The organism is Synergistaceae bacterium DZ-S4 (assembly GCA_025943965.1).
Classification (GTDB): domain Bacteria; phylum Synergistota; class Synergistia; order Synergistales; family Synergistaceae; genus Caenicola; species Caenicola nitritireducens.
In genome coordinates this window covers 65,163-91,932 of sequence record JAPCWD010000002.1, presented here as the reverse complement: position 1 = coordinate 91,932, position 26,770 = coordinate 65,163, and the positions used below count along the sequence as shown (strand labels likewise).

At 51.8% G+C, this 26,770-nt stretch carries 24 protein-coding genes; 2 read left to right on the top strand and 22 right to left on the bottom strand.

Annotated features, from left to right (window positions below; genetic code table 11):
* Positions 1–22 precede the first annotated feature (22 nt).
* The 4 genes from OLM33_01840 to OLM33_01825 all read right to left on the bottom strand — a co-directional run bounded on the left by OLM33_01840 (position 23) and on the right by OLM33_01825 (position 4,270).
* Positions 23–1,024 carry an ornithine cyclodeaminase family protein gene (locus OLM33_01840; GenBank protein ID MCW1712418.1) on the bottom strand — a complete coding sequence of 334 codons (1,002 nt, stop codon included), beginning with the start codon at positions 1,022–1,024 and terminating at the stop codon, positions 23–25.
* 9 nt (positions 1,025–1,033) lie between these two features.
* A complete protein-coding gene (locus OLM33_01835; GenBank protein MCW1712417.1) occupies positions 1,034–2,008 on the bottom strand; it encodes a threonine/serine dehydratase in 975 nt (324 codons plus the stop codon).
* A gap of 8 nt (positions 2,009–2,016) precedes the next feature.
* Complete coding sequence (locus OLM33_01830; GenBank protein MCW1712416.1) at positions 2,017–3,093, bottom strand: alanine/ornithine racemase family PLP-dependent enzyme; 1,077 nt, start codon at positions 3,091–3,093, stop codon at positions 2,017–2,019.
* Positions 3,094–3,223: 130 nt separating this feature from the next.
* Positions 3,224–4,270, bottom strand: a complete 1,047-nt coding sequence (locus tag OLM33_01825) for a homoserine dehydrogenase (GenBank protein MCW1712415.1) — start codon at positions 4,268–4,270, stop codon at positions 3,224–3,226.
* Positions 4,271–4,444: 174 nt separating this feature from the next.
* On the opposite strand from OLM33_01825, the gene OLM33_01820 reads away from it, so the two are divergent.
* Positions 4,445–5,425: a threonine/serine dehydratase gene (locus tag OLM33_01820; GenBank protein ID MCW1712414.1), complete on the top strand. Its 981-nt coding sequence runs from the start codon at positions 4,445–4,447 to the stop codon at positions 5,423–5,425.
* A gap of 96 nt (positions 5,426–5,521) precedes the next feature.
* Here the strand turns inward: OLM33_01820 and OLM33_01815 are convergent, their stop codons facing one another.
* The 12 genes from OLM33_01815 to OLM33_01760 form a co-directional block, all read right to left on the bottom strand.
* Complete coding sequence (locus tag OLM33_01815; GenBank protein MCW1712413.1) at positions 5,522–6,595, bottom strand: rhodanese-like domain-containing protein; 1,074 nt, start codon at positions 6,593–6,595, stop codon at positions 5,522–5,524.
* 115 nt (positions 6,596–6,710) lie between these two features.
* A complete protein-coding gene (locus OLM33_01810) occupies positions 6,711–7,892 on the bottom strand; it encodes a mitochondrial fission ELM1 family protein (protein MCW1712412.1) in 1,182 nt (393 codons plus the stop codon).
* Positions 7,889–8,650: a 3-deoxy-manno-octulosonate cytidylyltransferase gene (kdsB, locus tag OLM33_01805; GenBank protein ID MCW1712411.1), complete on the bottom strand. Its 762-nt coding sequence runs from the start codon at positions 8,648–8,650 to the stop codon at positions 7,889–7,891. Before kdsB ends, OLM33_01810 begins: the two co-directional genes overlap by 4 nt.
* Entirely contained in the window at positions 8,647–9,858 is a 1,212-nt protein-coding gene (locus OLM33_01800; protein MCW1712410.1) for a hypothetical protein, read from the bottom strand. Before OLM33_01800 ends, kdsB begins: the two co-directional genes overlap by 4 nt.
* A 64-nt stretch (positions 9,859–9,922) precedes the next feature.
* Positions 9,923–11,137: a 3-deoxy-D-manno-octulosonic acid transferase gene (locus OLM33_01795; GenBank protein MCW1712409.1), complete on the bottom strand. Its 1,215-nt coding sequence runs from the start codon at positions 11,135–11,137 to the stop codon at positions 9,923–9,925.
* Positions 11,138–11,203: 66 nt separating this feature from the next.
* Entirely contained in the window at positions 11,204–12,208 is a 1,005-nt protein-coding gene (locus tag OLM33_01790) for a KpsF/GutQ family sugar-phosphate isomerase (GenBank protein MCW1712408.1), read from the bottom strand.
* A gap of 2 nt (positions 12,209–12,210) precedes the next feature.
* Positions 12,211–13,086, bottom strand: a complete 876-nt coding sequence (kdsA, locus tag OLM33_01785; GenBank protein ID MCW1712407.1) for a 3-deoxy-8-phosphooctulonate synthase — start codon at positions 13,084–13,086, stop codon at positions 12,211–12,213.
* 3 nt (positions 13,087–13,089) lie between these two features.
* Positions 13,090–15,378 carry a tetraacyldisaccharide 4'-kinase gene (lpxK, locus tag OLM33_01780; protein ID MCW1712406.1) on the bottom strand — a complete coding sequence of 763 codons (2,289 nt, stop codon included), beginning with the start codon at positions 15,376–15,378 and terminating at the stop codon, positions 13,090–13,092.
* Entirely contained in the window at positions 15,350–17,137 is a 1,788-nt protein-coding gene (locus tag OLM33_01775) for an ABC transporter ATP-binding protein/permease (GenBank protein MCW1712405.1), read from the bottom strand. The genes lpxK and OLM33_01775 overlap by 29 nt, the downstream gene beginning before the upstream one ends.
* 1 nt (position 17,138) lies before the next feature.
* Complete coding sequence (lpxB, locus tag OLM33_01770; protein ID MCW1712404.1) at positions 17,139–18,266, bottom strand: lipid-A-disaccharide synthase; 1,128 nt, start codon at positions 18,264–18,266, stop codon at positions 17,139–17,141.
* A complete protein-coding gene (gene lpxI / locus OLM33_01765) occupies positions 18,251–19,066 on the bottom strand; it encodes a UDP-2,3-diacylglucosamine diphosphatase LpxI (protein ID MCW1712403.1) in 816 nt (271 codons plus the stop codon). The genes lpxB and lpxI overlap by 16 nt, the downstream gene beginning before the upstream one ends.
* A 182-nt stretch (positions 19,067–19,248) precedes the next feature.
* On the bottom strand, positions 19,249–20,055 hold the full coding sequence (locus tag OLM33_01760) for a ZIP family metal transporter (protein MCW1712402.1): 807 nt from the start codon (positions 20,053–20,055) through the stop codon (positions 19,249–19,251).
* Between the two features lie 154 nt (positions 20,056–20,209).
* Here OLM33_01760 and OLM33_01755 point away from each other — a divergent pair, with 154 nt between their 5' ends.
* A complete protein-coding gene (locus OLM33_01755; GenBank protein MCW1712401.1) occupies positions 20,210–20,971 on the top strand; it encodes an HD domain-containing protein in 762 nt (253 codons plus the stop codon).
* Between the two features lie 73 nt (positions 20,972–21,044).
* On the opposite strand, the gene OLM33_01750 is transcribed toward OLM33_01755, so the two are convergent.
* The 6 genes from OLM33_01750 to OLM33_01725 all read right to left on the bottom strand — a co-directional run bounded on the left by OLM33_01750 (position 21,045) and on the right by OLM33_01725 (position 26,721).
* Positions 21,045–21,203, bottom strand: a complete 159-nt coding sequence (locus OLM33_01750; GenBank protein MCW1712400.1) for a rubredoxin — start codon at positions 21,201–21,203, stop codon at positions 21,045–21,047.
* A gap of 79 nt (positions 21,204–21,282) precedes the next feature.
* Complete coding sequence (locus OLM33_01745; protein MCW1712399.1) at positions 21,283–22,374, bottom strand: Xaa-Pro peptidase family protein; 1,092 nt, start codon at positions 22,372–22,374, stop codon at positions 21,283–21,285.
* Positions 22,367–23,359, bottom strand: a complete 993-nt coding sequence (locus OLM33_01740; GenBank protein MCW1712398.1) for an AIR synthase-related protein — start codon at positions 23,357–23,359, stop codon at positions 22,367–22,369. Before OLM33_01740 ends, OLM33_01745 begins: the two co-directional genes overlap by 8 nt.
* A gap of 6 nt (positions 23,360–23,365) precedes the next feature.
* Entirely contained in the window at positions 23,366–23,914 is a 549-nt protein-coding gene (locus tag OLM33_01735; GenBank protein MCW1712397.1) for an epoxyqueuosine reductase QueH, read from the bottom strand.
* Between the two features lie 20 nt (positions 23,915–23,934).
* On the bottom strand, positions 23,935–24,786 hold the full coding sequence (locus OLM33_01730) for a tRNA (adenine-N1)-methyltransferase (protein ID MCW1712396.1): 852 nt from the start codon (positions 24,784–24,786) through the stop codon (positions 23,935–23,937).
* Entirely contained in the window at positions 24,787–26,721 is a 1,935-nt protein-coding gene (locus tag OLM33_01725; protein MCW1712395.1) for a transketolase, read from the bottom strand.
* Positions 26,722–26,770 lie beyond the last annotated feature (49 nt).

The window sequence follows — 26,770 nt, the reverse complement described above, 5'->3', positions numbered from 1 at the left end:
TGTTGTATTGCTTCGCCGGCAGTTACTGTTCCATCTCCACGACCGTGCCGATATTTTGAGCCTCCGCCCTTTCAAGCGCGGCCTTTGCAGCGATAAGATCCTGAAGCGCCATTCCTGTTGCGTCAAACATCGTTATCTCATCCGGGGACATCCTTCCGGGCTTAGTCCCGTTGAGGACTTCTCCTATCTCTGTTATGTCATCCGGTTTGATCAGCCCGGCCGAAACAGCGTGCTGGCACTCCCCCTTTTGGGCGGCCTGGTGCCTTGAGTCACCAAAGACCCTGACATTTGCCGTTATCCACGGATCGATTTCCTGTTTCCCCGGCATGTCCGCTCCGATGGTGTTAATGTGAGAACCCTTTCTTAGCCAGTCCTTTTTGATGAAACTTTTTTTAGACGGCGTGCATGTTACAATAATGTCTGCATTTCTCACATGATCCTCCAGTGATGCAAAGGGGAATGCAGTTATTTTGATCCCCGGGTATTGCGATCTGACCTCTTCTGCCATCTTTTCAGCAGAGGAGTCGAGGACGTCAAAAAGGCCGACCTTTTTCAGTTTCGGCATTACCTTTGAAAGCCCCATCAACTGAGCCCTTCCCTGAGCTCCTGAACCAACCACAACAGCATCTTCCGACTCAGGCCTGGCAAGAGTTTCCACCCCGATCGCCCCTGCCGCCCCAGTCCTCAAAAATGTCACCGGGGTGCCCTCAAGTATCCCGACAGGCTGCTGACGTTCGATATCCATGACAACTATCAGCCCTGCAAGTGCCGGCACTCCGAGCTGGGACGGATTGTCCCTGTTCCATCCCAGTATCTTTAGCCCATATATCCCGGATCCCTCCATGTATGCCGATTTGATGTCCATATCCGTCCTGCCCGGATCAAATTCATGTGTGATTATCGGGAAAAGTCCTGCCTTCCCTGACGAGAAGAGGCTGTAGGCCTCTTTTACTCCGGGTATCACGTCATCCATTGTGACCAGGGATATAAATTGCGCCGCATCCAATATCCTGAGCCTGTACATAGGTGTCTCCTATCTTCCGCAATTCATAGCGGACAGAAATTTTTCCTCTCCGATATTGCCTCCGGAGACAACTATTCCGACCCTTTTGTCCTTAAGGTCGACGCTTCCGGCAAGTGCAGCCGCGACCGCAATGGCGCCCGCCCCCTCGACGAGCTGATGGTGCTTTTCGAACATAAAGCGGATCCCCCTGGCTATATCCTCTTCTGAGACAGCTATGAGCCCCTCCAGTTCACTGAGGACAAAAGCCAGATGGTTCTGACATGCTCCGCCGCCCAGTGCGTCAGCGAGGCTGACCTCTTCGTCCGTAAGCTCTACCCTGCCCCTTTTGACAGCTTCAGGCCATGCGGGGTTCGCCTTGGCATGAACACCCCAGACTTTGATCCCGGGCCTCAGCGCCTTGGCAGCCGTTGCGACTCCGCGTATCAGTCCGGCTCCGCTTATCTGACAGAGTATGACGTCTAGCTCCGGTTCATCCCGGATCATTTCCAGTCCGACCGTCCCCTGTCCTGCAGATACATAGGGATCGTCAAACGCTGAGATAAAGACCAGGTTTTCTCTTTCGGCCATCTTCATGCTCTCTATCTCCGCCTCGTCATAGTATGTGCCAATAATGCGGAGTTCTACATATTCGCCGCCCTTCTCAAGTATGGATTCCCGCTTTACCTGGGGGCACTGGCCTGGAACGCATATGACTGCTTTTACCTTAAGGTCCCTCGCAGCCATTGCTATCCCCTGCGCATGGTTCCCGCTTGAACAGGTTATGACCCCCTTATCTCTCTCTTCCTGGGTCATGGCAAACATCCTGTTGAAAGCGCCCCTCGGTTTGAAAGATCCTGCGATCTGCTGGTTCTCCAGCTTGAGCCAGACCTTTCCGCCGGCAACTTTGCTCAGTGCCGGAGAGTATTCAAGCGGCGTTTGTCTGGTCCTGTTTTTTAGGAACCTTGCGGCAAGGAGGATATCTGTTATCGTAACTTCATATGCCATACAGAGCACTACCCTTCATATATTTTTGTCACATAAGGAGATGTCGACGAAGAGAGCATAGCAGGATAGTCGAGGCTGAACCGGAGTATATCCCCGACTTTGTGCCTCTTCTGGCAGTCCTCGATGTCTACAAGGAGGTGGTCGCTCGAAGCAGTGATTATCTCGACACCGTCATCAAGCGGAGTGAGTCCTCCGATGTTTACGTCCTGCCTCCCTATTGCAAGTATCCCGCGGAACCTGTTCCCCCTGTCCTCAAAATGGGGTACGTTTCCAAATGCATCCCTGCCTATTTCGCCTATGGGCTTTGTGGGTTTCCGGCGGACTTCGACCAGTTCCGCTTCGAGTTCCATGGTATCCTGCCTAAGCCATGGAACTATCACCCCCGAGGATTTGTCCGATCCAAGAAGGTATCCTTCACCTATTCTCAGGTTGTTTATCCTCTTCGGGAACAGTCCTCCGTCGATCGCTATAAGTGATCGTGTAGTCGCACCTCCGGAAAATATTTCGAGCTTCCTTCCAAGCTCGGATTCGATCTTTTCGCCAAAGGAGAGGAATCTCGCCATGCTTTCCTTCGACGGAAGGACTCCGCTGGCACAGCCGTAATTCACTCCTATTCCGGCAATTTTGAGCGCTGGGCTCAACTTTTTCAGACCCGCCGCTATAGCTTCGGCTTCATCCGGCCAAAACCCCTCCCTTAGATCTCCCATGTCTGCCATAATGAGGACGGAATGTTCCTTCCTTTTTGATTCGCATTCCTTAGACATCAGTTCAAGAGTTCCCATATCTGAGACAAGGGAATAGTCGGCGAGCGCTATAACATCTTCGATCTCTGACCGCATGGGTATCCTTATCAGGGCAAAAGGAGCTTTGATGCCATCCTTCTTCATTCTGCTTATATTCATTATTCTGCTGTCTGCCAATGCGGTTATCTTTGTTCCCGAAAGCCGCCTGGCGAGCTCCAGGGGGCATGAGAGGCCTTTGGTGACAGCCCAGACGGATATCCCGTGTTCGGCGCACTTTGATACGATCCTGTTTATGTTGCACTCCATGACATCAAGATGAACTCTGAGTAACGGGTATGACATTTCAATCACTCCTTCTCGGTATGATCCAAATATTCATATTATATCAAGCCTGATACGTCAGCACATTAGACAAGTAAAATATACACAAAGGTCTAACCGGGAAATGCAGGGCCTGCGTATATGAGATCAGCTATTCCAGCCGTCGATCGTTACGACTTTTAATGTGATCCCTTATTGTTATAAGGTCCTCTATCACACCATATGCCGTATCCAGAAGGTCAGGACACTCCTGCACTATCGTGTTTGGATGCATCAGGTCCGATTCTATACGTACAGCGGAGCCGTAATGGGATATGAGGCAAAATATGTCGTCCCTGCTTACCTCCTCTACTCTTACAGAGGTGCGGACGGTATTCCCCTCTCTGCTGCCCCTGCAGATAAGTTTGAGCCTCATGCCTCTACTGACCGCGTCCTGAGCCATTTCAGGCGTGACGGACCTGATCCCTTCCCTCTCAACATCCAGGGGGGTGATATCAGAGCCCATCAGGACATTTGCCAGGGCCGCGGCCTTTGCGGCAGGATCCCATCCGTCAACGTCCATCGAAGGGTCTGCCTCCGCTATGCCTGCTTCCTGTGCTGTTTTTATGCCCTCTTCCAGAGAACCTCCCTCTTCCATGTGTGAAAGTATGAAGTTGGTGGTCCCGTTGAGTATCCCTGAGAAACCCCTTACCGTCGCACCCTTCATGCAGCGGCGACAGAAGCTGAACAGAGGCGCCCCGTCCATCACGGCAGATTCGAACAGGTAGAGGGCTCCGTTCTTCTCCGCAAGATCCCTTAACTCCCCGTAACGGAAGCTCACAGGGCCCTTGTTTGCCGAAGCTACAGACTTTCCCCTTTTGAGCGCTGCCCTGATGTGGGAGGCGGCCGGCTCGCCTCTTCCCCTGATCGAAAGTGCGGACAGCTCCACCAGCACATCATAATCAAGTTTTTCGGCAGCCTCAAGAGGAGTAAGCGGGGAGAGTTCACTCTCGTCCGCGGCAAGCCTGTTGTTCTGTCTTAGTTCCGCAAGTACGGTATTTAAGCCGATGCCTTCACTGTTCTCCAGACCTCCGTGCCGGCCTGTGAAAATGCCAATGACTTCAGGTGAGATATCTAGGGCAGGGTAAAGGTTTTTTTCGGTGAATATCCTGGCCATCTCTTTTGCCACATTTCCAAATCCAATAAAAAGTATTTTCATTTACTCTGATCATCCCTTTTAAAGTCTTATACATTGGATTATAGTTACTGTGATATCGATGTCAATTTGTCACGAGACCTGTCCGGCACAGTTAGAGAAAAGATAGATATCTTAATGCCGCACAGGTCTGGTGACGTAAAGACTCAAAGACAGAAGGAGGACTTGATCTTGATATTGAACATACTACCGATCGATCCGGGCATTACTGATGTTGTCAAGGCATACCGTTTCCTGAAAAACCGCGTCAGGCACACTCCCACAGAATATTCATTCCCGCTGAGCGAGATATGCGGCGCGCCTGTTTACATCAAATGGGAAAACCAGCAGCTCTGCGGCTCTTTCAAATTGAGAGGCGCCCTCTATAAGATGAATTCCCTTACTCCTGAAGAACGGGCTAAAGGCGTCGTGACATGTTCCAGTGGGAACCACGGACAGGGAGTCGCGCTTGCAGCTAAAGAACTCGGGATCAGGACACAGATCTTCGTCCCTAACGTATGCCCGGAAACAAAAAAGTCCGCGATAAAGAGAAGGGGCGGCGAGTACGTCGAACTTGTGGTGACCAGCGGGGATTATGATTTTGCAGAGCATTCCGCGCACGAACAGGCTGATAGAACGGGAATGACCTATGTCTCCTCTTTTGAGGATGCGACGGTGATCTCCGGACAGGGCACCGCGGGATTTGAAATGTTCACAGATGAGCCCGACATCGGACTTCTTATCATACCGGCGGGCGGGGGCGGACTGATGAATGGGATAGCGATAGCCGCAAAAGGGCTGAACCCGGACGTCGAGATATGGGGTGTTCAGTCAGTCGCCTCAAATCCATGGGTGGTCTCATGGGCCGACGGCATCGTAAAAGAAGTGGAATACCTTGAGACCCTGGCTGACGGGCTTGCAGGCTACATACCTCAAAGCCTGCTCTCCCTTGCGAAAAAACGCGTGGCCGGCATCCTTGAGATAACAGAGGAAGACATTGCAAAAGCCATTGCATTCCTGCACAGAGAACACCATCAGATAGTTGAGGGTGCAGGCGCAGTGGGAGTCGCGGCCCTTCTCGCAGGAAAGATCGACCCTAAAGGAAGAAAGACGGGGATAGTAATTTCGGGGGGGAACATCGACGAGGAAAAGCTAAAGGATATCCTCACCAGATATTGATCCCGCAATTCAGAAAAAATTTAATGCGCCTCCGGGATCCATTCCGGGGGCGCATTTTTCACAGCATGACCAAAAAAATGGCCTAATAGAGGCAGATCACTCTGCCCTCTCGAGCGGAAGTTCCGCGTTGCCTGCCCATGCCTGGAAACCTTCGTCATAGCACTGTGATTTGTGGAATCCGGCATAGCGGAGAGCCATCGTCACAAAGGATGCCCTTACTCCGGCCGTGTCATAGACTACTATCTCGTTATCAGGCGTTATGCCGTGTTTCTGAAGGAGCTCAACGATCTCTTCGGCTTCCTTGAAATGATAATCACCGTTCACAAAATTCTGCATCTCTATGTTGGCTGCTCCCGGAAGGTGTCCCGCTCTCTTCTCCTGGAAAGGCCTTATTTTACCCTGATACTCTGCGGGTGTCCGGACATCAAGCAGGACTAACCCGCTCTTGCCCATATTGTTGTTTATCCAGTCTGTGTCTACAAGATAATGTTCCTTGAATTGTTTGATCGAAAATGATACAGCCTTGTTTTTATGGACAGATCTGGAGATTGCGCCTCCTGTTTTCTTCCAGGCGGTTAAGCCACCCTCAAGTATCTTTGCGTTCTTGATGCCGCTCATCCTGAGTATCCATAGGGTCCAGCCGCTCTGCCCCCAGCCTCCTGCGTCATCGTATACAACGACCGGTTTCTTGCCGTTTATTCCCAGGGCTCCGATCCTCTTTGCCATTGTCGCAGGCTGCCATATCGTTCCCCATTTTTTTGTGCCGGTCGGAGCGTTCATGTTTGCAAAATATGTCCAGCTCGCGTTGACCGCACCTGGTATGTGTCCTCCCGTATAAAGGCTTTCCGGTCTTGCATCCACAAGGATGACCTGCCCCTTATTTTTCTTCAGCCACTCGGCAGAGACCAGAAGTGATTCTTCTGTCTCGGGTTCCCCCACTTCCATCGGAGATGGTTTCAGGGGCCTTACCTGGGGAATGCTCTCTGCAGGCTGGGCCGCTGTTTTCTGTGCCGGGTCCGTCTGGACCGACGGTGTTTCGGTCTTTTGCTGGACCGGAGCTGCGGGCTGTGTCGTGCCGGCCGCAGGTACGGATGTCTGTGCCGAAAGGGGAAGGGTCATGAGAGCAAGTGCCATGGATGCGATCAAAATCGTACCGGATATCTTTTTCATATCATCATTCCTTTCATGCTTGATGCTTTTCATATCTGGTTCGGTCCTCAATATCTAAGTCAGTATCATAACAAAATATTTCTGTTTTTAATCTGTTAAATTACTGTTTTGAATCTCATTGCCAGTTCTCATATATCCACCCTGCAGCTCTTTTTGCCTCGTTGAATTCTTCCCACATCTTTCTTTCATCTTCGTCCTGAGGAACCAGGAAACTCTCGTGCCTCTTTTTTATCCACTCCCTGAACTCAAGAAGGGCGTCATGCCTTGCGAAATGTTCAAAGACAAGATCGAACCTCGGGATGCCCCACAGCATATTCGGTGCCAGGGCACCGACTCCGACGAGCCATGCCGTCACATCCTGAAGGATCTTTTTTATCCCTTTTTTGTGTTCTACTCTTAACAGAACGGCCCTGTGCCCTCCCGTGACTGTCTCAGATACCATGTTGACAGAGTCTTCGGTACAAAAGACTTCCGCCGAGAAGCCCAGCATTGCGGGAATAGGGTTGAAATCGCTTTCGGACGCGATAAGGAGGTATCTGACAGCAACAGAGTGTGATGCTAAGTATTTAAGTTCTGCTGCTGCTCCTGAAGGGGTCCTTCTGGAGGTGGTGATATAAAGGTCGGCCCCCTCCTGCTCGGCTATTTTCATTATGTGCCCGACATATTTTTTTATCCATTTTGGAGTAACGGAATAGTTCCCGTCATCTCCGCCTATAAGGATCGACCATATTTTTGAGGAATGGGGCGGAAATTCCTTAAGCAACGCTTCGCCCTCTTTTTTTAGCTCACTTTTCATGATCGGGTTGGGAGATCCAAGCGTTACAAGCACATTAGGCTTTCTCTCGGGATAATCATGTTCAGGTACTATGGCAAAGTCAAAAGGATCAGTACCTACAACACCGGGAGTCATTACAGTCGCGCACGCACATCTCCATATGTAGCCAAGGGCCAGGTTATATGGCGCGGGGGTGCTGCCTGCTGAGATGAGCAGGACTTCCCTTGTGCCCTCACGTATGTCCCTCTCTGCAAACCACTGCCCCACCCTTCTGACTACTGCATCGCCGTCAGCCATGGCAAGCCAGTCCCTGGCGTCTCTCCTGTTTCCCGTTACCAGTTTTCTCGCCGCGGCCTTCGCCCTGGTCCTTGCAGCTCCGCTGAGTATCGGAACTTCTGTTTCCAGTATCTCGGCGCCTGTCATACCCGACAGCCAGAGCGCAACACCGCGGCTCTGGTTCAGATGGCCCCTGATGCCGTCGCTCAGGATGACTATCAGCCTGATGCTTTTGCCTTCGCTCATTGCGATTTGTTCTTTTCCTTTTCTTCCGCAAGGATCTTTCTGACTGTCTGCAGGTCTTCCTCTGTGTTGACGTTGGGGCCCAGTGATGGATATTTTGTAGCTATCACTGCCATCGTGTAACCGTGTTCCAATATCCTGAGCTGCTCCAATGATTCTGACTGCATCAGCGGAGTTGAGGGCAGTTCGACGAATTTCAGCAGGAATTCCTTAGTGAAGGCATATATCCCCAGGTGCTCCCATACCGGACATTCAGTGTCGTTTCGCCTGAAAGGTATGGGCGACCTGCTGAAATAGAGCGCCCTGCCTCTTTGGTCTGTAACTACCTTGACGATATTGGGGTTGCTGAAGTCTTTGTCGTCCGTGATCGGAACGCACACAGTAGCCGAATCGGCTCCGGGGTCGGATACTATACCCTCGGCAAGTTCCCTGAGCATCCTTGGATCGAGCATCGGTTCGTCTCCCTGGATATTTATAACGTAGTCGGTATCTATGGATCTTGCGACCTCTGCCACCCTGCTGGAACCGTCAGGGTGGTCTGCCCTCGTCATCAGGACGTCTCCTCCGAATTTTTCGGCCGCGTTGTATATCCTCTCATCATCGGTCGCTATCACGACTCTGAAAAAAACGCCCGAAGCCACAGCTCGCCTGTAAACGTGTTCTACCATCGGTTTCCCGCAGATATCAAGAAGCGGTTTGCCGGCCAGCCTTGTAGATGCGAACCTGGAAGGTATCACACCGAGTATCCTTGGTAAATTCATCTCTTCGCATCCCATTCCCTGAATTTTTCAAGCATCTTTCCTCTGTCCAGGGACTTAACGTTCCTGACTATCCATTCACGCATCTCCCTGCCCTCTTCCGTCTCCTGCTTATAGCTGATGAAGTCCAGCTTTATCCCGAGCCCGTCAGCTATCCTGAGAGCAAAGACCGGCCAGATCATCCCGATGTCTCCGATGACGGGAATGCTTCCTTCGTGACGGGCAAATGCAGACATTTCCATCCTGAAAGGTATTTTTGATATTTTTGTCTTTGGAAGTCCTTTGTCTATCGCTTCCTGTATCATAGAGCTCTCTCTCTGCAGATCCTGTGCAAGCCTAAGATTTTCATCCAGGTCAAACCTGATCAGAGTCTTCTTCTCGAGGCTGTAGACAGGCTGTCCCTGCCACCATGACCAGATGCCGTGTCCGGTGTACGTTTCGAAGGGGCCGTCGTGGATCTCCTGAGTCAGTGCAACTGCGGATTCTATTATGACATCAGCCTTTCCAAGCATGTCAGCTATCCTTTTTGAGCGCTCCGCTACAGGGATGCTGTCGCCTACCGCAAGTCCCACATGACCCCCGCCAACCATCTGCGGGATCGTTACAAGCACAGGCACTCCCTTCTCGGCTCCTACGCCCAGCATGGTCCTGCTGTCACAGCCCCAGCCGGCTATCGTTTCAAAGGGGAGTCCGGACAGCCTTGAGAGTGTGAGTATCTCTTCCGCTATCTTTTCAGTCCTCAGTCCCATGGGGTAAGCCATGTTTCCCGCCGCTTTTATGACCATCCTGCCCTCCGCTGACTTACCCTTTTTCAGCAGGTCTTCGTCAAGCAGCATTTCCTTGCGTAAAATGTCAGTCTCTTCTTCCGAAAGGTCTGTGAATTCAAATACATTGCCCCTCGGCATTTTCGTACGGTCCAGTCCGAGCTGAGACGCATCGCACATCTTTACCCTGTCCAGGGCTCCGCCCATCTCGTGGTTGATCACGGCGGAACTTGTAGTAACTCCGTCGATGATCCCCTTGCCTATCAGTTCCGCGATAAGCGTAGTGACCCCTTCGTGGATATTGGGGCCGCTTCCTGTCACGACGGCGACTTTCCCGTTCTTTTTCTTCGTTTCGACCACTTTTGTTACTGCAGAGTCAAGCGCTTTTCTGGAGCGTTCATCCAGTCCGTTGAAAAAGTCATTCAAAAGAGCCCTGTTAATTTCCATTTATACCCCTCCCTGCTGTCAGCAGATCTTTTCCTATCGATCGGCCACTCAGGCCGTACAGCGTTCAGACCGGATCATGGTATCTGTAAATACGCTCCCATGTCTTCACAGAAGATCCGGAAGAGCGCTCAAAATATTGTTCACTGATCCTCCTGATGCGCTCGCCCTCTTCACCGCCGGATCTTTCCATTATCTTTGACCATACCTCGCCAAGGCTCCCGGCGTCAGGCACCTGTGTCGCTATGCCGAGTTTTATGAACTCATCTGACGCCTCGGCGAAGTCTTCCATATGGGGACCATATTGCACAGGGATGCCCCATGATGCAGGCTCAAGGATGTTCTGTCCGCCCTTATCCGCAAAACTTCCGCCGACAAACGCAGAAGCTGCCGTCCCGTAAAGCTCAAAAAGCACACCGATCCTGTCTACGATGATGACATCATTGCCGCAGTCTTCGGATGACAGCAGACCCGCACTGAACTTCTGCTTTGCAAGAGCAAGAACTTCTTCAGCCCTTTCCGGATGTCTGGGAGCGACGATCAGCTTTGTCCGGCCGAACCTTCCTCTTAGGATCTCAAAAGCCCTTAGGACTTGCTCGTCTTCTCCGGTGTGTGTACTTCCCGCTATGAATATTTTATATCTGTCAGCCTCAAAAATTTTCTTCCATCTCTCAGCTGCAGGCTTGTCTTTTCTTGACAAAAGGGCATCAGTTTTCGTGTCTCCGAGCAGATCGAGTTTTGCTTCGGGGACCCCTATTGAAATGAGCCTCTCAACGTCTCTCTTCTCTCTCAGGAATATCTCTGTAAAGAGACTGTAGACCGATGCTCCGATTTTTTTCGCTAAAGGCCCGTTCATGCGTTTCCATGTCCTGTCAGAGATCCTTCCGTTAACCAGGAAAGCGGGCACGGAAGCATCCCTGAGCTCCCACAGCATATTGGGCCACAGTTCGGTCTCTGCTGTGGCGAATGCCCATGGGTCCATACTTCTGACAGACCTTTGAACAAAATCTTTTTTGTCCCAGGGATAGTATATGTGGCGGTCAAATAGGCCTTCTCCCAGACGAAAGGCCATCTCTTTTCCCGTTTCAGTCGTCGTTGATATTACGATAGGTCCGTTATATCCTGAGTCTCTTGATGACCTTATGACAGGGATCAGCGCCTGTACTTCGCCGACAGAGACTCCGTGGACCCAAAAGGGCCTTCTTCCCGCAAGCTTTTCAAGCAATTCAGCTGACTGAAACCCCCTCCTCTCTTCATAGCCTTCGCTGTACTTATTTTTCAGTTTAGGCCATGAGAGAAAGAATACTGAATCGATGAGGGGCTGATAGAGCGATCTGAGAAGCGACAGCTAGGCCACCCCCGCCTTGAGTATTTCATGTATGTGGACCATACCTACCGGCTTGTCGTCTTCGACCGCGATCAGAGCAGAGACTTCCCACTCTTCTACTATACGGACGGCCTCAACGGCAAGTCTCTCGGGAGATATGACCCTTGGAGTACGAGTCATGCCCAGATGTACCGGCAGGTCAAGCCCCTGCACTCCCTCCCTTTCAATAAAACGCCTCAGATCGCCGTCAGTAAACACACCCACCAGTTTGCCGTCGTCATTGACGACCGCAGTTGCGCCATAGCCCTTGCTGGTTATCTCAAAAAGCGCATCCCTGACCAGTGCGGATTCCTTTGTCACCGGGAGTTTATCTCCGGTCCCCATAAGATCCCTTACCCTCAGGAGAAGTTTTTTGCCAAGCGATCCGCCCGGGTGGAAGAGGGCAAAATCCTCTTTCCCCAGACCGAGGAGGAGAGTCGCCATTCCAGCAACAGCATCACCGAGGGCCATCTGGAGCGTCGTGCTGCTTGTCGGGGCAAGACCGAGGGGATCGGCTTCCGATTCAACGTGGCAGTTCAAAACAACGTCAGCCTCCCTCGCAAGTGTGGAGGAGTTGTTTCCGGTCACTGCTATTATCGGTGCCCCCAACCTTTTAAAATATGGGATTATGTCAATAAGTTCCCTGGTCTCGCCGCTGTTGCTCAGGAAATAGCCCAGATCTTCACGGCAGACCATGCCGAGGTCCCCGTGGGCCCCTTCCGTTGCATGGAGAAAAAAGGCCGGGACCCCCAGCGATGCGAATGTTGCTGCAGTCTTCCTTCCGACATGCCCCGACTTGCCCAGGCCGGACACCACTACCCGTCCCTTGCAGCGGCTAAGAAGGTGCGCCGCAGAAACAAGCTCGTTGCTGACCCTTGATGCCGCTGACACCAGTGCCTCCGCCTCCTTCTGGAGGATGTTTCTCCCTGCTTTCAGCATCTCCTCATCAGAAAATTTCTTTTCTTCGCGTTCGTACGGAAGGTCCATATCTATTCACCTGCCCAGTCCAGAGAAGCAAATCCGATCTTTTCTTTTACGATCCTGTCGATTTCAGAAGTCTGCCTCAGCACCTCACGCATACTGCGAAGAGGCACCATATTGGGGCCGTCGCACTTCGCAGAATCCGGGTCGGGATGGACCTCCATAAAGAGGGCGTCTATCCCTACTGCGACCGCGGCACGGATCAAAGGCAGGACAAAGGATCTGTCCCCTCCGCTTCTGTCCCCCTGTCCTCCCGGCTTCTGCACACTGTGGGTGGCATCGAACATTACGGGAAAACCCAGGCCTCTCATTACGGGAAACGAACGGAAATCCACGGAGAGTTCATGGTAGCCGAAGGCCGTTCCCCTCTCGCAGAGGATGATCTCTTCGTTGCCGGCCTCCCGGCACTTGTTCACTACCGATCGCATGTCTTCGGGCGCCATAAACTGAGCCTTTTTGATGTTGAGGGGCTTGCCTGTTTTGCTTGCCGCGACCAGCAGGTCTGTCTGGCGGCACAAAAAAGCGGGGATCTGGATGAGGTCCACTGCTTCAGCAAGCTTTTCAGCCTGCCACGGTTCGTGCATATCTGTCACCACCGGTATATCAAGCCTGCTTCCTATATCTTTCAGCCAGAGGAGCCCTTCGTCTATCCCCGGTCCCCTGTAGCTCGCGATCGATGTCCTGTTTGCCTTGTCGAATGAGGCCTTAAATATATAACCGAAGCCAAATTCCAGGCAGAGTTTTTTCATCTCCTCAGCTATGGCGTATGCTCCGTCATAGCTCTCAAGCACACACGGGCCCGCCGCCACCGCAAGTTTATCTCCTCCTACTGTGATGTCTCGGACCCTGACTTTCGTTATCCTCTGTGACGGGTCATTGTTCATTCCTTACAACTCCTTTTCAGCGGTCGATCCCACTCCATTCCTTTTCTCGATAAAGGAACGGTATTTCTCGTATACGGTGCATCTATTATCCCATCCAAGCGCGGATGCGCAATACTCGACAACATGGTCAAGAGCACCTGTCCCGCCCAGGTTGCGTATCCCGGCATCCTTCATACTGTTCCTCAGATCGGGGTCGGAAAGTATTTTTTCGGCAGCTTTTGCCAGTTCCAGGGGATCCGCTTTTACAAGCACTTCAGCCTCTTTGAGAAGTTTTTTTTGTATCAGCTTGCCCTTCTCAAGAATTGAGACCACCGGTACGCCCAGGCCCGCGCACAGCTGGTTCGCGGTACCTCCCAGCCCTATAAGCAGCTCGGCCCGAACGGCAGCATCCGCCACTTCTCCGATGAAGATCCTGACTTTTGTCTCTTCAGACACGAGCATGCAGTTTTCAGGCATCAATATCCATCCCTCAAGGTTTTCGACCAGTTTGCCGACATCTATCATAGGGGCAGGGACCATGACAAAACTGCACTTTGTTCTCTCTGAAAGTTCTTTTGCAGCATCAAGTATAAGTTTAACATCATCGTAAGTTCTGGGACGGCTGCCGGGCAGAAGAAGCACCCTGGCCCCCTCCATGCCGTTCCAAACGTTCGCTTCAGGCCTCTCCTTGTCTATCAGATCCATGACCGGGTTGCCGCAGAATTCGGCATTGACGCCACCTGCCCTGAGCTCTTCAGCAGTCTCAGAGTCCCGTGTCCATACAAACCTGCTCCTGTGCCTAAGCAGGAACTGCTCAACAGACAGATGTCCGCTCAGATGGACGGATTTTGCCGTTGCGACAAGCACCGGTTTCATGCCCTGTCCCCAGAGCATACTTGCAAGAAGATATACATCGCCTACGCAGACCGGAGTCCTGTATCTACTGTAAAGGGACGAAAGGGCGCTCATCTGCGATGTTATTGAACTCCCCAGGCCGTGCCTCAGATCTTTGATAAACTCAATGATGCTGTATTTTATTACTCCTCCGCTTGGCATTTCTATCGAAGGGGAAAGCACCCTGAACCCTTCGTTCCTGTAATGCGTGCCCGATCCAACGAAAGCAAATGCAGAGACTTCCGCCGAGCTGAAGCGTTTTTTCATTTTTTTAGCAAGCACAACACCGATCGCATCCTCGCCATACCCGTTGGATGCCACCATCAGATTGGGCTTCAGCTTATCCATGACCTTAGTCCTGAACCCAAGGTCATCATCCAATGATACTACGATGCGGGGAATATATATGGGGATATCCAGATCCAGATCGGACGGAAGGTTGACAAGGTCCTTTTCCGTGCAGATAAACCCGTCCACATTCAAGCTGACTGCAAGTTCAACAAGTTTTTCAATGTCGTTTGCTGTAAAGATATGGTGGTCCCTGAAAGTGCGGTGCGCTGTTATCGATATGCCTTCCTGCTCCAGAAAGCGGTAGAACCCCGCGGGACTCCCTATCGCCGAGAAGGCTAGAAAACTGCCCTTCGGTCTGTCATCTGCCGGAGCGGTCCGTTCCCTTCCTCCCCGGATCTCTATCCATGATTCCATCCTGATCTCTGCCGTAAATATCTTTCGCGGATCAAGAAGCTTCTCCAGTTCCGCCCTGGTCGAAGCCAGCTGTTCCGGATCAGCCTGGTTCGCCTTGGTTATCACAAGGATGTCGGCCCTGCTGAAAGCTGACTTGGGCTCTCTCATTGAGCCGGCAGGGATAACATTGCCGTTTCCGAAGGGGCATGTAGCGTCAACAAGCACTATGTCCACATCACGCGCCATCCTCCTGTGCTGGAAGGTGTCGTCCGTGACCGCGACCTTGGCACCCAGCGAGGCAAGAAGGGTAACGCCCTGGACCCTGTCCTTGGATACGACTATCTTCACTCCCGGAAGCCTCTTTGCAAGCATGAGCGGTTCGTCCCCGGCCGTATCCCTATGGGTGCTCTCCTCGTCCTGTCCTATCCAGATCGGACCATGTTCCCTGGTCCTGTATCCCCTGCTTACCAGCCCGGCCTCTATGCCCGCTTCCTGAAACTGCCTGACGACAAGCTCTGTCATGGGAGTCTTGTTGGTTCCTCCCAGGCTGTTGTTGCCAATGCTCACGACTGGAAGCGGAGGCTCGGTAACACTCAGCAGACCCCTTGCGTACAAGTTTATCCTTAGCTTCATCCACATACGGGTGATAAACTGGAGCGGGTATAAAAGTACCCAGGGAGAGATCTTTTTCTCCCCCCTGGCATATCTAAGATAACTGCGCAGCAACTTTGACATTTTCTTCGCCGTGTTCTCCGTTGCTCGCCATGAAGAGCCTGTGATAGTGTCCCTTCATTGAGATCAGTTCTTCATGTGTGCCCTGTTCCACAAGTTTTCCGCCTGAAAGGACCGCGATCCTGCCGGCATCGCGTATAGTTGAAAGCCTGTGTGCAATTATTATCGAGGTCCGGCCTTCCATGGCCTTTCTCATGGCATCCTGAACCTGCTGTTCAACAAGCGCATCGAGCGAAGATGTCGCCTCATCCATTATCAGTATCCTCGGATCCCTTACTACAGCCCGGGCGATGGCGATACGCTGTCTCTGTCCTCCGCTCAATGTAACTCCCCTCTCACCCACGCCTGTATCAAATCCGTCAGGAAGGCTCCTTATAAAATCTAGAATACCTGCGATCTCCGCAGCTTTGATCAGGTCGGCGTCAGTGACCCCCTCAAATCCGTATCCTATGTTGTATGCGAGGGTACCCTTCATGAGGACAGGATCCTGGGGGACGACACCTATCTGTCTTCGGTACGTTTTAAGGTCCAGCTGCCTGATGTCTGTACCGTCGATCAATATCCGGCCCTTCTGAGGGTCGTAAAACCTCATCACCAGGTCTGCCAGCGTCGATTTTCCCGCACCGGTAGATCCAACTACGGCTACCTTCTGCCCGTTTACTATCTCAAAATCCAGTCCTTTGAGCACCCAGGCCTTGTCGTTATATGCAAACCAGACGTCCCTGAAAGAGATGCGTCCCTCCATCGGACTAAGGACCACAGGGTCATCGGGCAGAGGGACTTCGTTCTTCTCATCAAGTATCTCAAATACCCTGTCAGCAGATGCCACACCCTGCTGTATTGTGCTTATCACCCTGCTGAGTACCCTTATCGGCTGAACAAGAAGTCCTATGTACGTAAGAAACGCAAGGAGTTCGCCGGCCGTGAGCCTGCCTTTTATGACATCCCTTCCTCCGAACCACAGGATAAAGGCAAGCGCGGCAATAAGGATGACCTCGACTATTCCTTCAAGAAGTCCCCTGACCTGCGTTCCCTTCATCACAGCCTTGAAATGCCTGTTGCTCTCATCTTCGAACCTCGCATATTCTTTTTCTTCCGTCACGAAAGCTCTGACTATCCTTATGGATGAGAGCGCTTCCTGAGCTATGGCCGCGACCATCGCGAGCTTTTCCTGTATGGTCCCCCCCACTTCGCGCAGTTTGGATGAGGCTTTGTCTATCACCAGAACTGCCAGCGGGGTGACCACGAAAGTAACAAGCGTAAGCTTCCAGTTTATGAAGAGGAGGAAGCAGATTATCCCGATAAAAGTGCAGCCCTGGACCACGAAATCGACAACGACTGCTGCGAGTATGTTTTGGAGCGTCGCCACGTCGTTGGTTATCCTTGAGAGAAATTCTCCGGAGCGCTTGCTGTAGAGTTTGGCCAGGGAAAGCCTCTGTGTGTGGTCATATAATTCCAGCCTTATGTCTATTACGACCTTCTGGCCGACCCACGTCATAAGATACATGTGACCGTAACCGAAGAGGGCCTTAAGGATATAGAGCGCGACGATACCGAAAGCCAAAAGGTCGAGTGTGGAAGATTCCTTGTTGATGAGGACATCATCCACGACGTTTTTTATCAGCCACGGCGGGATGATCCCGAATATCGCGGAAAGCACCATACAGGCCAGAGCAGCCGCAAGCCTCATTTTATAAGGCCTGCAGTAACTCAGCAGACGGATGTATGATGACCAGGCTTTTTTGTCTTTCAGTGAGAGCATCTCATGCCGCCCCCATTATCCTTTTCGCCCATGATTCGCAGACTCCCGTCTCCCCAAGCATCTTCCTTGCAAGCTCCATCTTCCGGCCAATTCCGGCCTTAAAATCATCGTCGCCCTCAAGCCACCTCATGGTCTCCCTGACAAGATTTTTCGGCGTCGCCTCTTCCTGCATCAGTTCCGGGAAGAGTTCGGCGTCAAGAAGTATATTGGGGATAGTGTAATATTTTGTTCTTACAAGGAGCCTTGCCACAAATGCCGAGAATGAGCTCAGCCTGTATGCCACTACCATGTAACAGCCCAGCATCATTGCCTCGACTGCCACGGTCCCGCTTGCTGCTACAGAACAATACGAGGCGGCGAGGAGATCCCTCCCCGGACCTGTATATAAGTCAAATTTATTGCCTTCAAGATGCTCTTTCATCGCTCTTCTTTTCTTCTCATTCAGACCTGGGGCGATCGAAAAGACCGGCCGCCATCCCCTCTCTTTAAGTTCAGAGGCTGCTTTCTCCATCAGCGGCAGAAGGTTCTTTATCTCGACTCCCCTGCTTCCCGGAAGAAACGCCACAAGCCTTTTGTCATCCCTGAGGCTTTCCGGAAGATTGCCCGCCAGCGCAGCCCTGTCAGCAAATTCCTCTGTCATGGGATGTCCGGTCCAATAGCTGCTGCAGCCGTTTTTCAAAAGAAATTCATGCTCAAACCTGAAAAGCGGAAAACACTCATCGACTACAGCAGCGATCTTTTTGACACGACCGCTTCTCCAGGCCCATACAGTAGGCGGAGAGATGTAAAATACCCTCCCTTTATATCCCTTTGACCTCAGCTTCTGCACCAGCCGTATGTTGAAGTCAGGGCTGTCGGCTATAACGACGCTTTCTGGCCCCTCCTTCATTATTCTCTCCGCCATATCATTGAGCTGTCTGTACAGCGAGGGTATTGATGAGAGGACCTCTGCTATGCCTAGGAGCTGAAGCTCTTCTCCGGGCCATTCGACCCTCACTCCGGCCTCTCTGGGCTCTTTGCCTCCCATGCCCCATATATCTCCTTTATAGCCGAGCCTGTGCAGCTCCCTGGCAACAGAGGCCGTGTAGTGGTCTCCGGATGCCTCTCCCGAACTCAGGAAGATCGACACTGTTCAATACCAATTACGGCAATTTTTTCTTTTTCCGCAACGGAACGGAACTCTTCCGGATCCATTATCAGAGTCCATCCCGCATGCAGGACAAGACAGGTAAGCTTTGCCTGTGCCATGTTCCTCAGCGTGTTGGGTCCCACGGTCGGAATGTCATACCGTTCATCCTGGTCAAGCCTCATCATCTTCACCACTGTTCCGCCGGTGCAGAGAGAGCCGGCCCTCAGAAGCGTGGCATCAGTCCCCTCCATAGCTTCGACGGCAACGACCGAACGTTTGTTAACGACCACGGTCTGTCCGAAAGAGAGGGGTACGAGGGTCCTGCAGATAGAGAATCCATACTCCGCATCAGCTTTCTCGTCCGTTGTGGGTCTTCTGCCTGCAATGTATCCCGGCTCTGCAAGCAGGTCCGGGATTATCTCCCTGTAACTCATGACCTCGAATCCTGATTTTTCAAGAAAATCCACAAGGGCTCCCAACAATGAGTGGTCGTCCCTGAAGACAAGGCTCGCAAGAAATCTCTGCGTGGTAAGATCGAAAAGTGAGGGCTTGAATGCGAGAGTCTTGGATATGAGTCCGGCCATTATTATTTTTTTTACTCCGCGGCTCTTCATATCTTTAATGGTGGATCCGATATCGGGCTTGACAATATTTACAACTTCAAGTGCGAATTTTGATATGTCGCCAACTTTCTCCCTGACTGAGTAAACGACCGGAGGCGTCCCCATGTCGGTGAGCCTGCTGGCTATCACTACAGGCAGATTTCCGTCTCCCGCTATCAGGGCGATCTTGTTTTCCATCAATTATTCCTCCATATAACGTATCTTATGCTGGATCAAGCACTATATAATTGTCACTCATATAAAGGGATTTTAGTCACTCAGATCTTCGGAGCCATCGGAAAAGTATAGCACAGAGGCCTGCCGTAGCGTATAGCCGGAAGCCGTCCGATATTACCCTGTGCTGTCATTTGAACTTTTTGTCATCCCAGGGCTACATCCAGTACCATCATCACGGCAAAGCCGAAGAGGACCCCCATGGTCGCGAGGTCTCCGTTTCCGCTGGATTGTGATTCCGGAACGACCTCTTCGACCACAACAAATATCATAGCACCGGCAGCATAAGCCAGAGCATAGGGAAGGACAGGGCGGGCTATCTGCACCAGGACCGCACCGAGCAGGGCAAATACTGGTTCGACTACTGCGGAAAGCTGGCCGAATAAAAATGCCTTATTCCTGCTGAGTCCCTCCCGGCGGAGCGGCATGGATACGGCAAGCCCTTCCGGAAAGTTCTGGAGCCCTATCCCCAATGCAAGAGCCACTGCCCCTGCAATTGTCGCTTCGGGCATGAGGCCTATGGCTCCGAAGGCTACCCCTACGGCCATTCCTTCCGGTATATTGTGCAAAGTTATTGCCAGGATAAGAAGAGTGGTCCTTCTCATCCTTGACGGGGGACCGTCAGGGGAAGTCTCTGCCATTCCGGGGTGAAGGTGCGGCATAAGCATGTCAAGAAGCCTCATTGAGATGCCTCCGAGAAGGAATCCGATGAAGGGGGGCAGCCATCCGGGATATCCCAGCTCTTCGGATATCGATATTGCCGGGGCGAGAAGTGACCAGAAGCTGGCTGCTATCATAACTCCTCCGGCAAACCCCAGCATTACGTCAAGAACCTTCTGATCGGGCCTTTTCGCAAGATAAACTCCCGATGCGCCCAATGCCGTCAGCCCCCATGTAAAGCAGCCTGCCAATAATGCCTGTACCGGAGCTGAAGCTCCCACAAACCAATCCATAGGCATGTCTCCTCCTGATCCGATTTTTGTATATGACTTTTGCTTTGGGGTCCTTGCAGTCATTTCCCCTATTACCCGGACACTGCTGCCCGTTATCAATAATTATTTCATAGTTGTTATATAATATTCTCTCAGAATGCGGGAGGGGAAGCCAGTGTTTTCTGCCGATAGGACAAATGAATGGTTCAAAGGTTTCACAGATGATTATAAGGTCAGAGGGGCACTTCACCCAATGCTTGATCTCAAGCTCAAACACAGCAGGAGGGTCTCTGCCATATGCTCTGAAATAGCAGACTCCATGGGATGGGACGAATACGGCGACAACTGGCTTGCATTTACCGCAGGGCTTCTGCACGATGTGGGAAGATTCCCACAGTACAGCATGTACAGCACATTCTTTGACAGCGCAAGCGTCGACCACGGAGACCTGGGGGCAGAAATAATAACGGAAAAGTTTGAGTGGGAGGGTATCCCTGAAAATTTCAGGGATAACATTATTGCCGCAGTCAGGTTCCACAACAAGAAAACAGTCCCTTCCGACCTTAAGCTCGGAGCGTATAAATGGTCATGCCTTGTCAGGGATGCAGACAAGATAGATATTTACAGAATGGTGGAAGAACGCATGGACAACGGCACTATCTATGAGATGCTGCCAAGGCACCGGATGTCCGAAGGGCTTTCACCCGGACTGGTTGAAGAAATAAGGGAGACCGGTACGGGCTCCTATTCAAATGCCAGATCCCTTCAGGACTACAGATTGATCCAGCTTACGTGGGGGTGTGACCTTAACTTCCCCATATCAGTTGCTACGTTAAAAGAAGAAGGGATAATAGAGAGGATCCGTGAAGACCTCAGCCCCTATGGAATAAACAACCTAGTTGATAAATTGGTAAACCGGATCTATTCTATGACATAAAAAGGGGGAGAACACCAGATAAACAGGAGTCTCCCCTTATAATGGCCGATGCCTTTGTTGACTTGACCTGCAGTTATTGAGCTTCGAACATATCCTTGCCTACACCGCATACAGGGCAGGCCCAGTCATCAGGGATCTCCTCAAATGGCGTTCCAGGGGCGACTCCTGCATCAGGATCTCCTGCTTCCGGATCATAAACATAACCGCAAACGGTGCACAAATACTTTTTCATAGTCCATAGTCCTCCTTTTAGGTTGGGCCTTTGCCAATGGCCACTAATACTGAAATCATTATCATTTTAACATTGTTTTTCAAATACGGTAGAAAGACTGATCAAGTTTTTCTGTAAGCCTCTTTGCTCCTCTGTCAATTATAAGATAATTGTCTTCCAATCTCAATCCTCCCCAGCCTTGAATATATATCCCGGGTTCTACAGTGACCACATCTCCCGGTTTCAGTTCGTATGAATATTTAGAGGAAAGATAAGGCGGCTCATGGATCTCGATCCCAAGACCGTGCCCCAGTCCATGAGTAAAGTATCTGCCAAGTCCCACGGATTCTATGACATCGAAAGCCGTCTTATATACATCCGTTCCCGCGGCCCCCGGAGAGAGAGCCTTGGCTGCGGCCTCGTGGGCACTGAACAGGATGTCATGATAATGTACAGCGCGCTGATCTGGTTCACCCAAAGAAAAATTCCTTGTTATGTCACAGAAGTACCCCATGTACCTCACTCCAAAATCGACAGTTACCCATTCGCCATCTGCCATTTTCTTTCCGGTGGCCCTTCCGTGAGGCATTGAGCTTCTTTTTCCTGATGCGACTATCATGTCGAATCCGGTCTCGCCTCCAAATTTGTTTATGTGGAAATTGAGCAGTGCCTCAAACTCTTTCTCTGTCATTCCGGGCATTACGCTTTCAAGGGTAAGCAAAAAGGCCTCTGCTGCTATCTCTCCGGCTTTCATGATACATTCTGCCTCGTGCCCGTCCTTTGAGCGTCTAAGTTCGGATATGATGTGGGTCGCGTCGCTCCACCTGGTCGTTTTTGCTGAAGATAGCTTTTCCCATGTGGCGTGGGATGTCTTTGATGCTTCGCAAAGGATCTTTTGTGCTCCGTGAGCGGATATGCTCCCAATAACATCGTCTGTCAGGCTGTTCTTTTGGGCAAGGACCGGATGGGGCGACTGGGTCTCTCCCTGTTCCCTGTACCTGCCGTCAAGTATGAGCTCCGCAGAATCCTTGTATATCACCAGCGCACCTGATGTTCCCCTGAAACCGCTCAGGTAGTATAGGGTCTCCCAGTTGAAGCCCTCATCCGTGATGACGACAAAGGCATCCGTACCGGTTTTTGCCATCTCTTTCCTGAGCCTTTCAGCTCTCTTTACTATATAGCCTTTACTCATACTCAGGTCCTTCCATCTTGAGAAGTCTCCACAACTCTTCGGACGGTTCAGGAACAGGCTTCACCAACCTATCTCCCATTGAGCCGACTACAGCTGCCTCAATGCCTGTCTTTGCAAGTTGCTCCAGTGCCTCCGCCGTCCTGTCTTCAGGCACGGCAGCGAGAAGGCTGCCGGAAGCTATCAGCCGCAGGGGGTCGAATCCAAGCTTCTCCGCGGCTCTTTTTGTCAGGGGATGGACAGGCACGGAAGAGTAGTCTATCTCAGCCTGAAGTCCGCTAAGCGAGGATATCTCCCCGACTCCTCCCATGAAGCCGCCCTCTGTCGGATCGTGCATGAACTTCGCTATTTCTCTCAAGGCTTTTGACTCTTCAAGCACAGAAGTCTTTTCAGCCCAGGATAGAAGTTCTTCTGTCTCGGACTCCGACATGAAGTGTTTCAGAAGCTCAGGCTTGTCCGAGGCAAGTATTGACATCCCCTCTATTCCTATATGCTTAGTGGCGATAAGGGCATCTCCCGGACGGAGGTCGCCGGCTCTAAGCACCCTGTCTGCTGTTCCTATTAAGGCTCCCATAATGACCGGTCTCTCGTATCTGTCGTTGAATTCCGTATGGCCTCCGGCGACAGCGATCCCCTGGGCGAGGCATTCCTCATGTATCTCTTTCATTATACGTGCCGCCCCCTCCTCTCCCCATGAAGGAGGAAGGATGAGCGTAACTGCAAGATATGCCGGGTCTCCTCCCTTTGATGCGATATCATTGGAGTTGATCCGGACAAGCAGCCTTCCAGCGCCTTTTTCAGCTCCGACGATCGGGTCGGATGAAAAGACCAGATACTTTCCTCTTGGCCATTCTATGACCGCTGCGTCCTCACCAACTGCCGGGCCTATGAGAAGTTCCTTTCTCTCTGCCCCGACATAGCGCAGAACGTTGCGTTCAAGAGCCTTCGGAGAAAGTTTCCCTGATGGGAGTTTTTTAATTTCGTCCACAGCCGCTCACCTGTTCCTGATCGAATAGATACATCCGCAGTGATCCTGTCTGTAAAGTCCCAGCAATTTGCTTTCCTCTACCGAGCGTTTGAACCCATCATTTTTTCGCCAAACCCTGTGGATCCATTGCAGACCATGCTCAGATGCAACCTTTTCGCCAATTTTATTTATAACTTGCGGATCCTTATGAGGACTTATTGTAAGTGTGGTCGTCAGGCAGCCTGCTTCAATCTTCACGGCGTATCTGGCTGCTGCCCCCAGCTGGAGTTCAAAGCAGAGAGGGCATCTTTTGCCACCCTCCGGCTCTGAAGCAAATCCTTCTGTAAGTGAGATCCACGTTTGCGGATCATATCCCATAATGTGGCAGTCCATCCCTTTTATGCGGCAGAGAGATCTGACAGCATCTGCCCTTTTGATGAACTCTTCCTCCGGGTGTATGTTGCTGCCATAGAAAAACCCAATTGTCCGATACCCCTCTTTCAGAAGCTCTTCACCAGGAACGGTGGCATCCGGAGCACAGCATATATGGAGGATCAGTTTCTTGTTTTCATCCATCCGGCAGGTCAGAACGCTGTTTATTTCTGATCCTCCTCGGTTCCTTCGGCTTCGGGATCGGCTTCAGCCTCGTCATTTTCTGTGTCTGCAGTGACCTCTTCCCTCAATGGGAGGGTCTTGACCGCAAATATCAGATAGCCGGTGTGTCCGATCATGACATCTTCCGGCCTTATGCGGTTCGGTTCGGTCTTATAGTAGCGCAGCATGAGTTCGACTACCTGAATGTCGGCAAATCCGAATTCATTGAGCCTGACAATGGTATCTGAGACCTGGTTCGTTGTCGGCACAAGTATCCCGAGGTGGTTCCCCGGCGCAAGCGCCTCATATGCCTTGTCTATGTACTCCCATGGAGTCGGAACATCGAGGAATACCGCGTTTGCATTCCTCTCCTTGAAGCCATCATCGAGGGACCTTACGTTGAACTCGATCCGGTGGGCAACTCCCCATTTTTCGGCGTTCTTCTTTGCAAGCGCCGAAAATTCCTCTCTCCGGTCATAGGTGCATACCTTGCCTTCGTCACCCACGAAGTGGGCGAAAGTACAGCAGAGGCTTCCCGAGCCTGTACCGCACTCAACGACCGTACAGCCAGGAAAGATGTTCAGGTGCTGGAGTATAAACCCGGCGTCTTTCGGAAAGACGATCTGGGTCTGCCTCTTGATTCTCCTCGTGTATCCGGCAAGGGTAGGCCTCAGCAGGTAATATACCTCTCTTTTGGGAGTAACGATCCCCTCGCCGTACTCGCGTTCCATAAGCTCTGTGTGTTTGATCTGCCCAAAATGTGTCCCCTGCGACATCCCCGGAGTCACTTTTATGAGGAAATTGTCCCCTTTTTTAGGGTTCCAGATAAATACCAGATCTCCCGCCTGTATCATCTATTTCAGCGATCCTTTTACAGCTTCGGATATGTCCTTCGGAGAGAGTTTCATCTCCGCCATCACCTCATTGCCGGGGCCTGAGCACCCATAGTGGGTCACGCCAAGATTTACCATCGTGAGAGCCTTGCCTGCACGGGCTGCCATCATTGCCGCTATGGATCCTATTCCGGTGTTGACATGATGGTCTTCGCAGGTGATAAGAGGCATATCTCCGACAAGGTCGAAGAGTTTCCCTGCATCCATTCCAAGGGGAGAAGCACAGTGAAGGACTTTCACGCTGATCCCTTCCGCCGCAAGAAGATCATGCGCTGCCAGCGCACGGCCGGCGAAATGTCCCATTGAAAGTATTGCCGCATCCTTCCCCTCTCTCAGAACATCTACATCGCCATATGTGAAAGTATAGCCTTCTCCGTAGAATGGTGTACCGTCCTCTTTCAGAAGGACGGGGAGTACGCTCCTGCCCATTGCCATACAGACATTGCCGGGTTCCTTCAGCATCCATCTTGTGGCCCTGTCCGTCTGGTTGGGATCCGCAGGGACAATGACCTTCCATCCAAAAGTGTTGCGGAAGAGGCCGACGTAATCAATGCACTGGTGGGTCATCCCGTCTTCGCCGACATCGAGCCCAGTGTGGGTGAGGACAGTTTTTGCCGATGCCTTGTTGATGTCGTTCAGCCTCTGCTGGTTGTAGACTTCATCTGCGCCGAAAACGCCGAAACCCGCCCACAGGGAAACGACTCCGGCCGCAGATGCCGCTCCCGCAACTGTCGCCGTCGAGTGTTCCTGGATGCCTGCCTGTATGAAATTATCGGGACATGCCTTTGCAAAACCGTCAACTTTAACAGATCCCGCCAGGTCGCAGTCAAAGACTATTATCGGAGTACGCCCCTCTTTTTTGTAATTGAGTTCGCCTACCTGGGCCAGGGCTTTTCCGAATGCGCCCCTGTTGTCCTTTTTGTCGTCTTTCGTATATGTCAGAGGAGTCCCCGTATCCAAGTCCGGTATGCACACCTCCGCCTTGCGTCCTTTGGGAAGATCTCCCTTTCTGATCTCGAGCGCCTTCTCGAACATCTCCATATCTGCGCCGAGTTCACGGAGTGCCGTAGCAAGATCTTCGCCTGAGGCCGCCTTGCCGTGGTAATCCGGAATGTTCTGCATGAATGAGACACCTTTTCCCATGACTGTCCTGCAGAGTATGACGAAGCATCCCTCATGTGCGGCAGCGCGTCTCATCGCGTCATATATCTGTGAGTATGAGTGTCCGTCGCACTCAATGACATGCCATCCGTCGGCCTTCCAGAGATCCGGGATGTTCACGGGCATAACTTCCTCAATGCGTCCGCTGATCTGTATGTCATTCCAGTCGACAAGTACCGTCAGGCTGCTCAGCTTTTCCTTCGCGGCGATCCTTCTGGCTTCGGCCACCTGCCCCTTTACCTGCTCCCCGTCGCCCATCACGACCCATGTCCTGGAGTTTGATCCGCGGGCCCTGGCCGCAAGCGCGAAACCGACTCCCGCCGCAAGACCCTGTCCCAGGTTGCCTGTCCCCCAGTCAACTCCGGGGACATCCCTCTCAACATGCCCCTGGAAAGGGCTGCAGGTACGTCTGAAATTTGAATACATCTCTTCCGGCTTGAAAAATCCGTATGCGGCAAGCGCCGAGTAAAATCCTGCAGATGTGTGACCGTGGCTTATTACTATCCTGTCGCGTTCCATGCAGTCTGACTTATTCGGTGTGACATCGGCAGAGGCAAGAAGCGTCATGTATATGTCCATTGAAGAAAGCGCTCCGCCGGGATGTCCGCTCTTTGCGGCCGAGGTCGCTATTACCGACCATACTCTTCCTTTACGCGCCCTTTCCTTAAGTTCAGATGTCATTTCCGGGGTGATCTTAGCAGCTTTGAAGTTTCTCATTTCTGTTGTCGGATCCATTTCTTGATAACTCCTCTCAATAAACAGGGAAATTGGTTAAAACACAGAC

Excerpts from the sequence above, each read along its gene's own strand:
- OLM33_01840 (MCW1712418.1), bottom strand. The coding sequence starts at position 1,024 with ATGTACAGGCTCAGGATATTGGATGCGGCGCAATTTATATCCCTGGTC.
- OLM33_01835 (MCW1712417.1), bottom strand. The coding sequence starts at position 2,008 with ATGGCATATGAAGTTACGATAACAGATATCCTCCTTGCCGCAAGGTTC.
- OLM33_01830 (MCW1712416.1), bottom strand. The coding sequence starts at position 3,093 with ATGTCATACCCGTTACTCAGAGTTCATCTTGATGTCATGGAGTGCAAC.
- OLM33_01825 (MCW1712415.1), bottom strand. The coding sequence starts at position 4,270 with ATGAAAATACTTTTTATTGGATTTGGAAATGTGGCAAAAGAGATGGCC.
- OLM33_01815 (MCW1712413.1), bottom strand. The coding sequence starts at position 6,595 with ATGAAAAAGATATCCGGTACGATTTTGATCGCATCCATGGCACTTGCT.
- OLM33_01810 (MCW1712412.1), bottom strand. The coding sequence starts at position 7,892 with ATGAGCGAAGGCAAAAGCATCAGGCTGATAGTCATCCTGAGCGACGGC.
- kdsB (MCW1712411.1), bottom strand. The coding sequence starts at position 8,650 with ATGAATTTACCAAGGATACTCGGTGTGATACCTTCCAGGTTCGCATCT.
- OLM33_01800 (MCW1712410.1), bottom strand. The coding sequence starts at position 9,858 with ATGGAAATTAACAGGGCTCTTTTGAATGACTTTTTCAACGGACTGGAT.
- OLM33_01790 (MCW1712408.1), bottom strand. The coding sequence starts at position 12,208 with ATGGACCTTCCGTACGAACGCGAAGAAAAGAAATTTTCTGATGAGGAG.
- kdsA (MCW1712407.1), bottom strand. The coding sequence starts at position 13,086 with ATGAACAATGACCCGTCACAGAGGATAACGAAAGTCAGGGTCCGAGAC.
- lpxK (MCW1712406.1), bottom strand. The coding sequence starts at position 15,378 with ATGTCAAAGTTGCTGCGCAGTTATCTTAGATATGCCAGGGGGGAGAAA.
- OLM33_01775 (MCW1712405.1), bottom strand. The coding sequence starts at position 17,137 with ATGCTCTCACTGAAAGACAAAAAAGCCTGGTCATCATACATCCGTCTG.
- lpxI (MCW1712403.1), bottom strand. The coding sequence starts at position 19,066 with ATGGAAAACAAGATCGCCCTGATAGCGGGAGACGGAAATCTGCCTGTA.
- OLM33_01760 (MCW1712402.1), bottom strand. The coding sequence starts at position 20,055 with ATGGATTGGTTTGTGGGAGCTTCAGCTCCGGTACAGGCATTATTGGCA.
- OLM33_01750 (MCW1712400.1), bottom strand. The coding sequence starts at position 21,203 with ATGAAAAAGTATTTGTGCACCGTTTGCGGTTATGTTTATGATCCGGAA.
- OLM33_01745 (MCW1712399.1), bottom strand. The coding sequence starts at position 22,374 with ATGAGTAAAGGCTATATAGTAAAGAGAGCTGAAAGGCTCAGGAAAGAG.
- OLM33_01735 (MCW1712397.1), bottom strand. The coding sequence starts at position 23,914 with ATGGATGAAAACAAGAAACTGATCCTCCATATATGCTGTGCTCCGGAT.
- OLM33_01730 (MCW1712396.1), bottom strand. The coding sequence starts at position 24,786 with ATGATACAGGCGGGAGATCTGGTATTTATCTGGAACCCTAAAAAAGGG.
- OLM33_01725 (MCW1712395.1), bottom strand. The coding sequence starts at position 26,721 with ATGGATCCGACAACAGAAATGAGAAACTTCAAAGCTGCTAAGATCACC.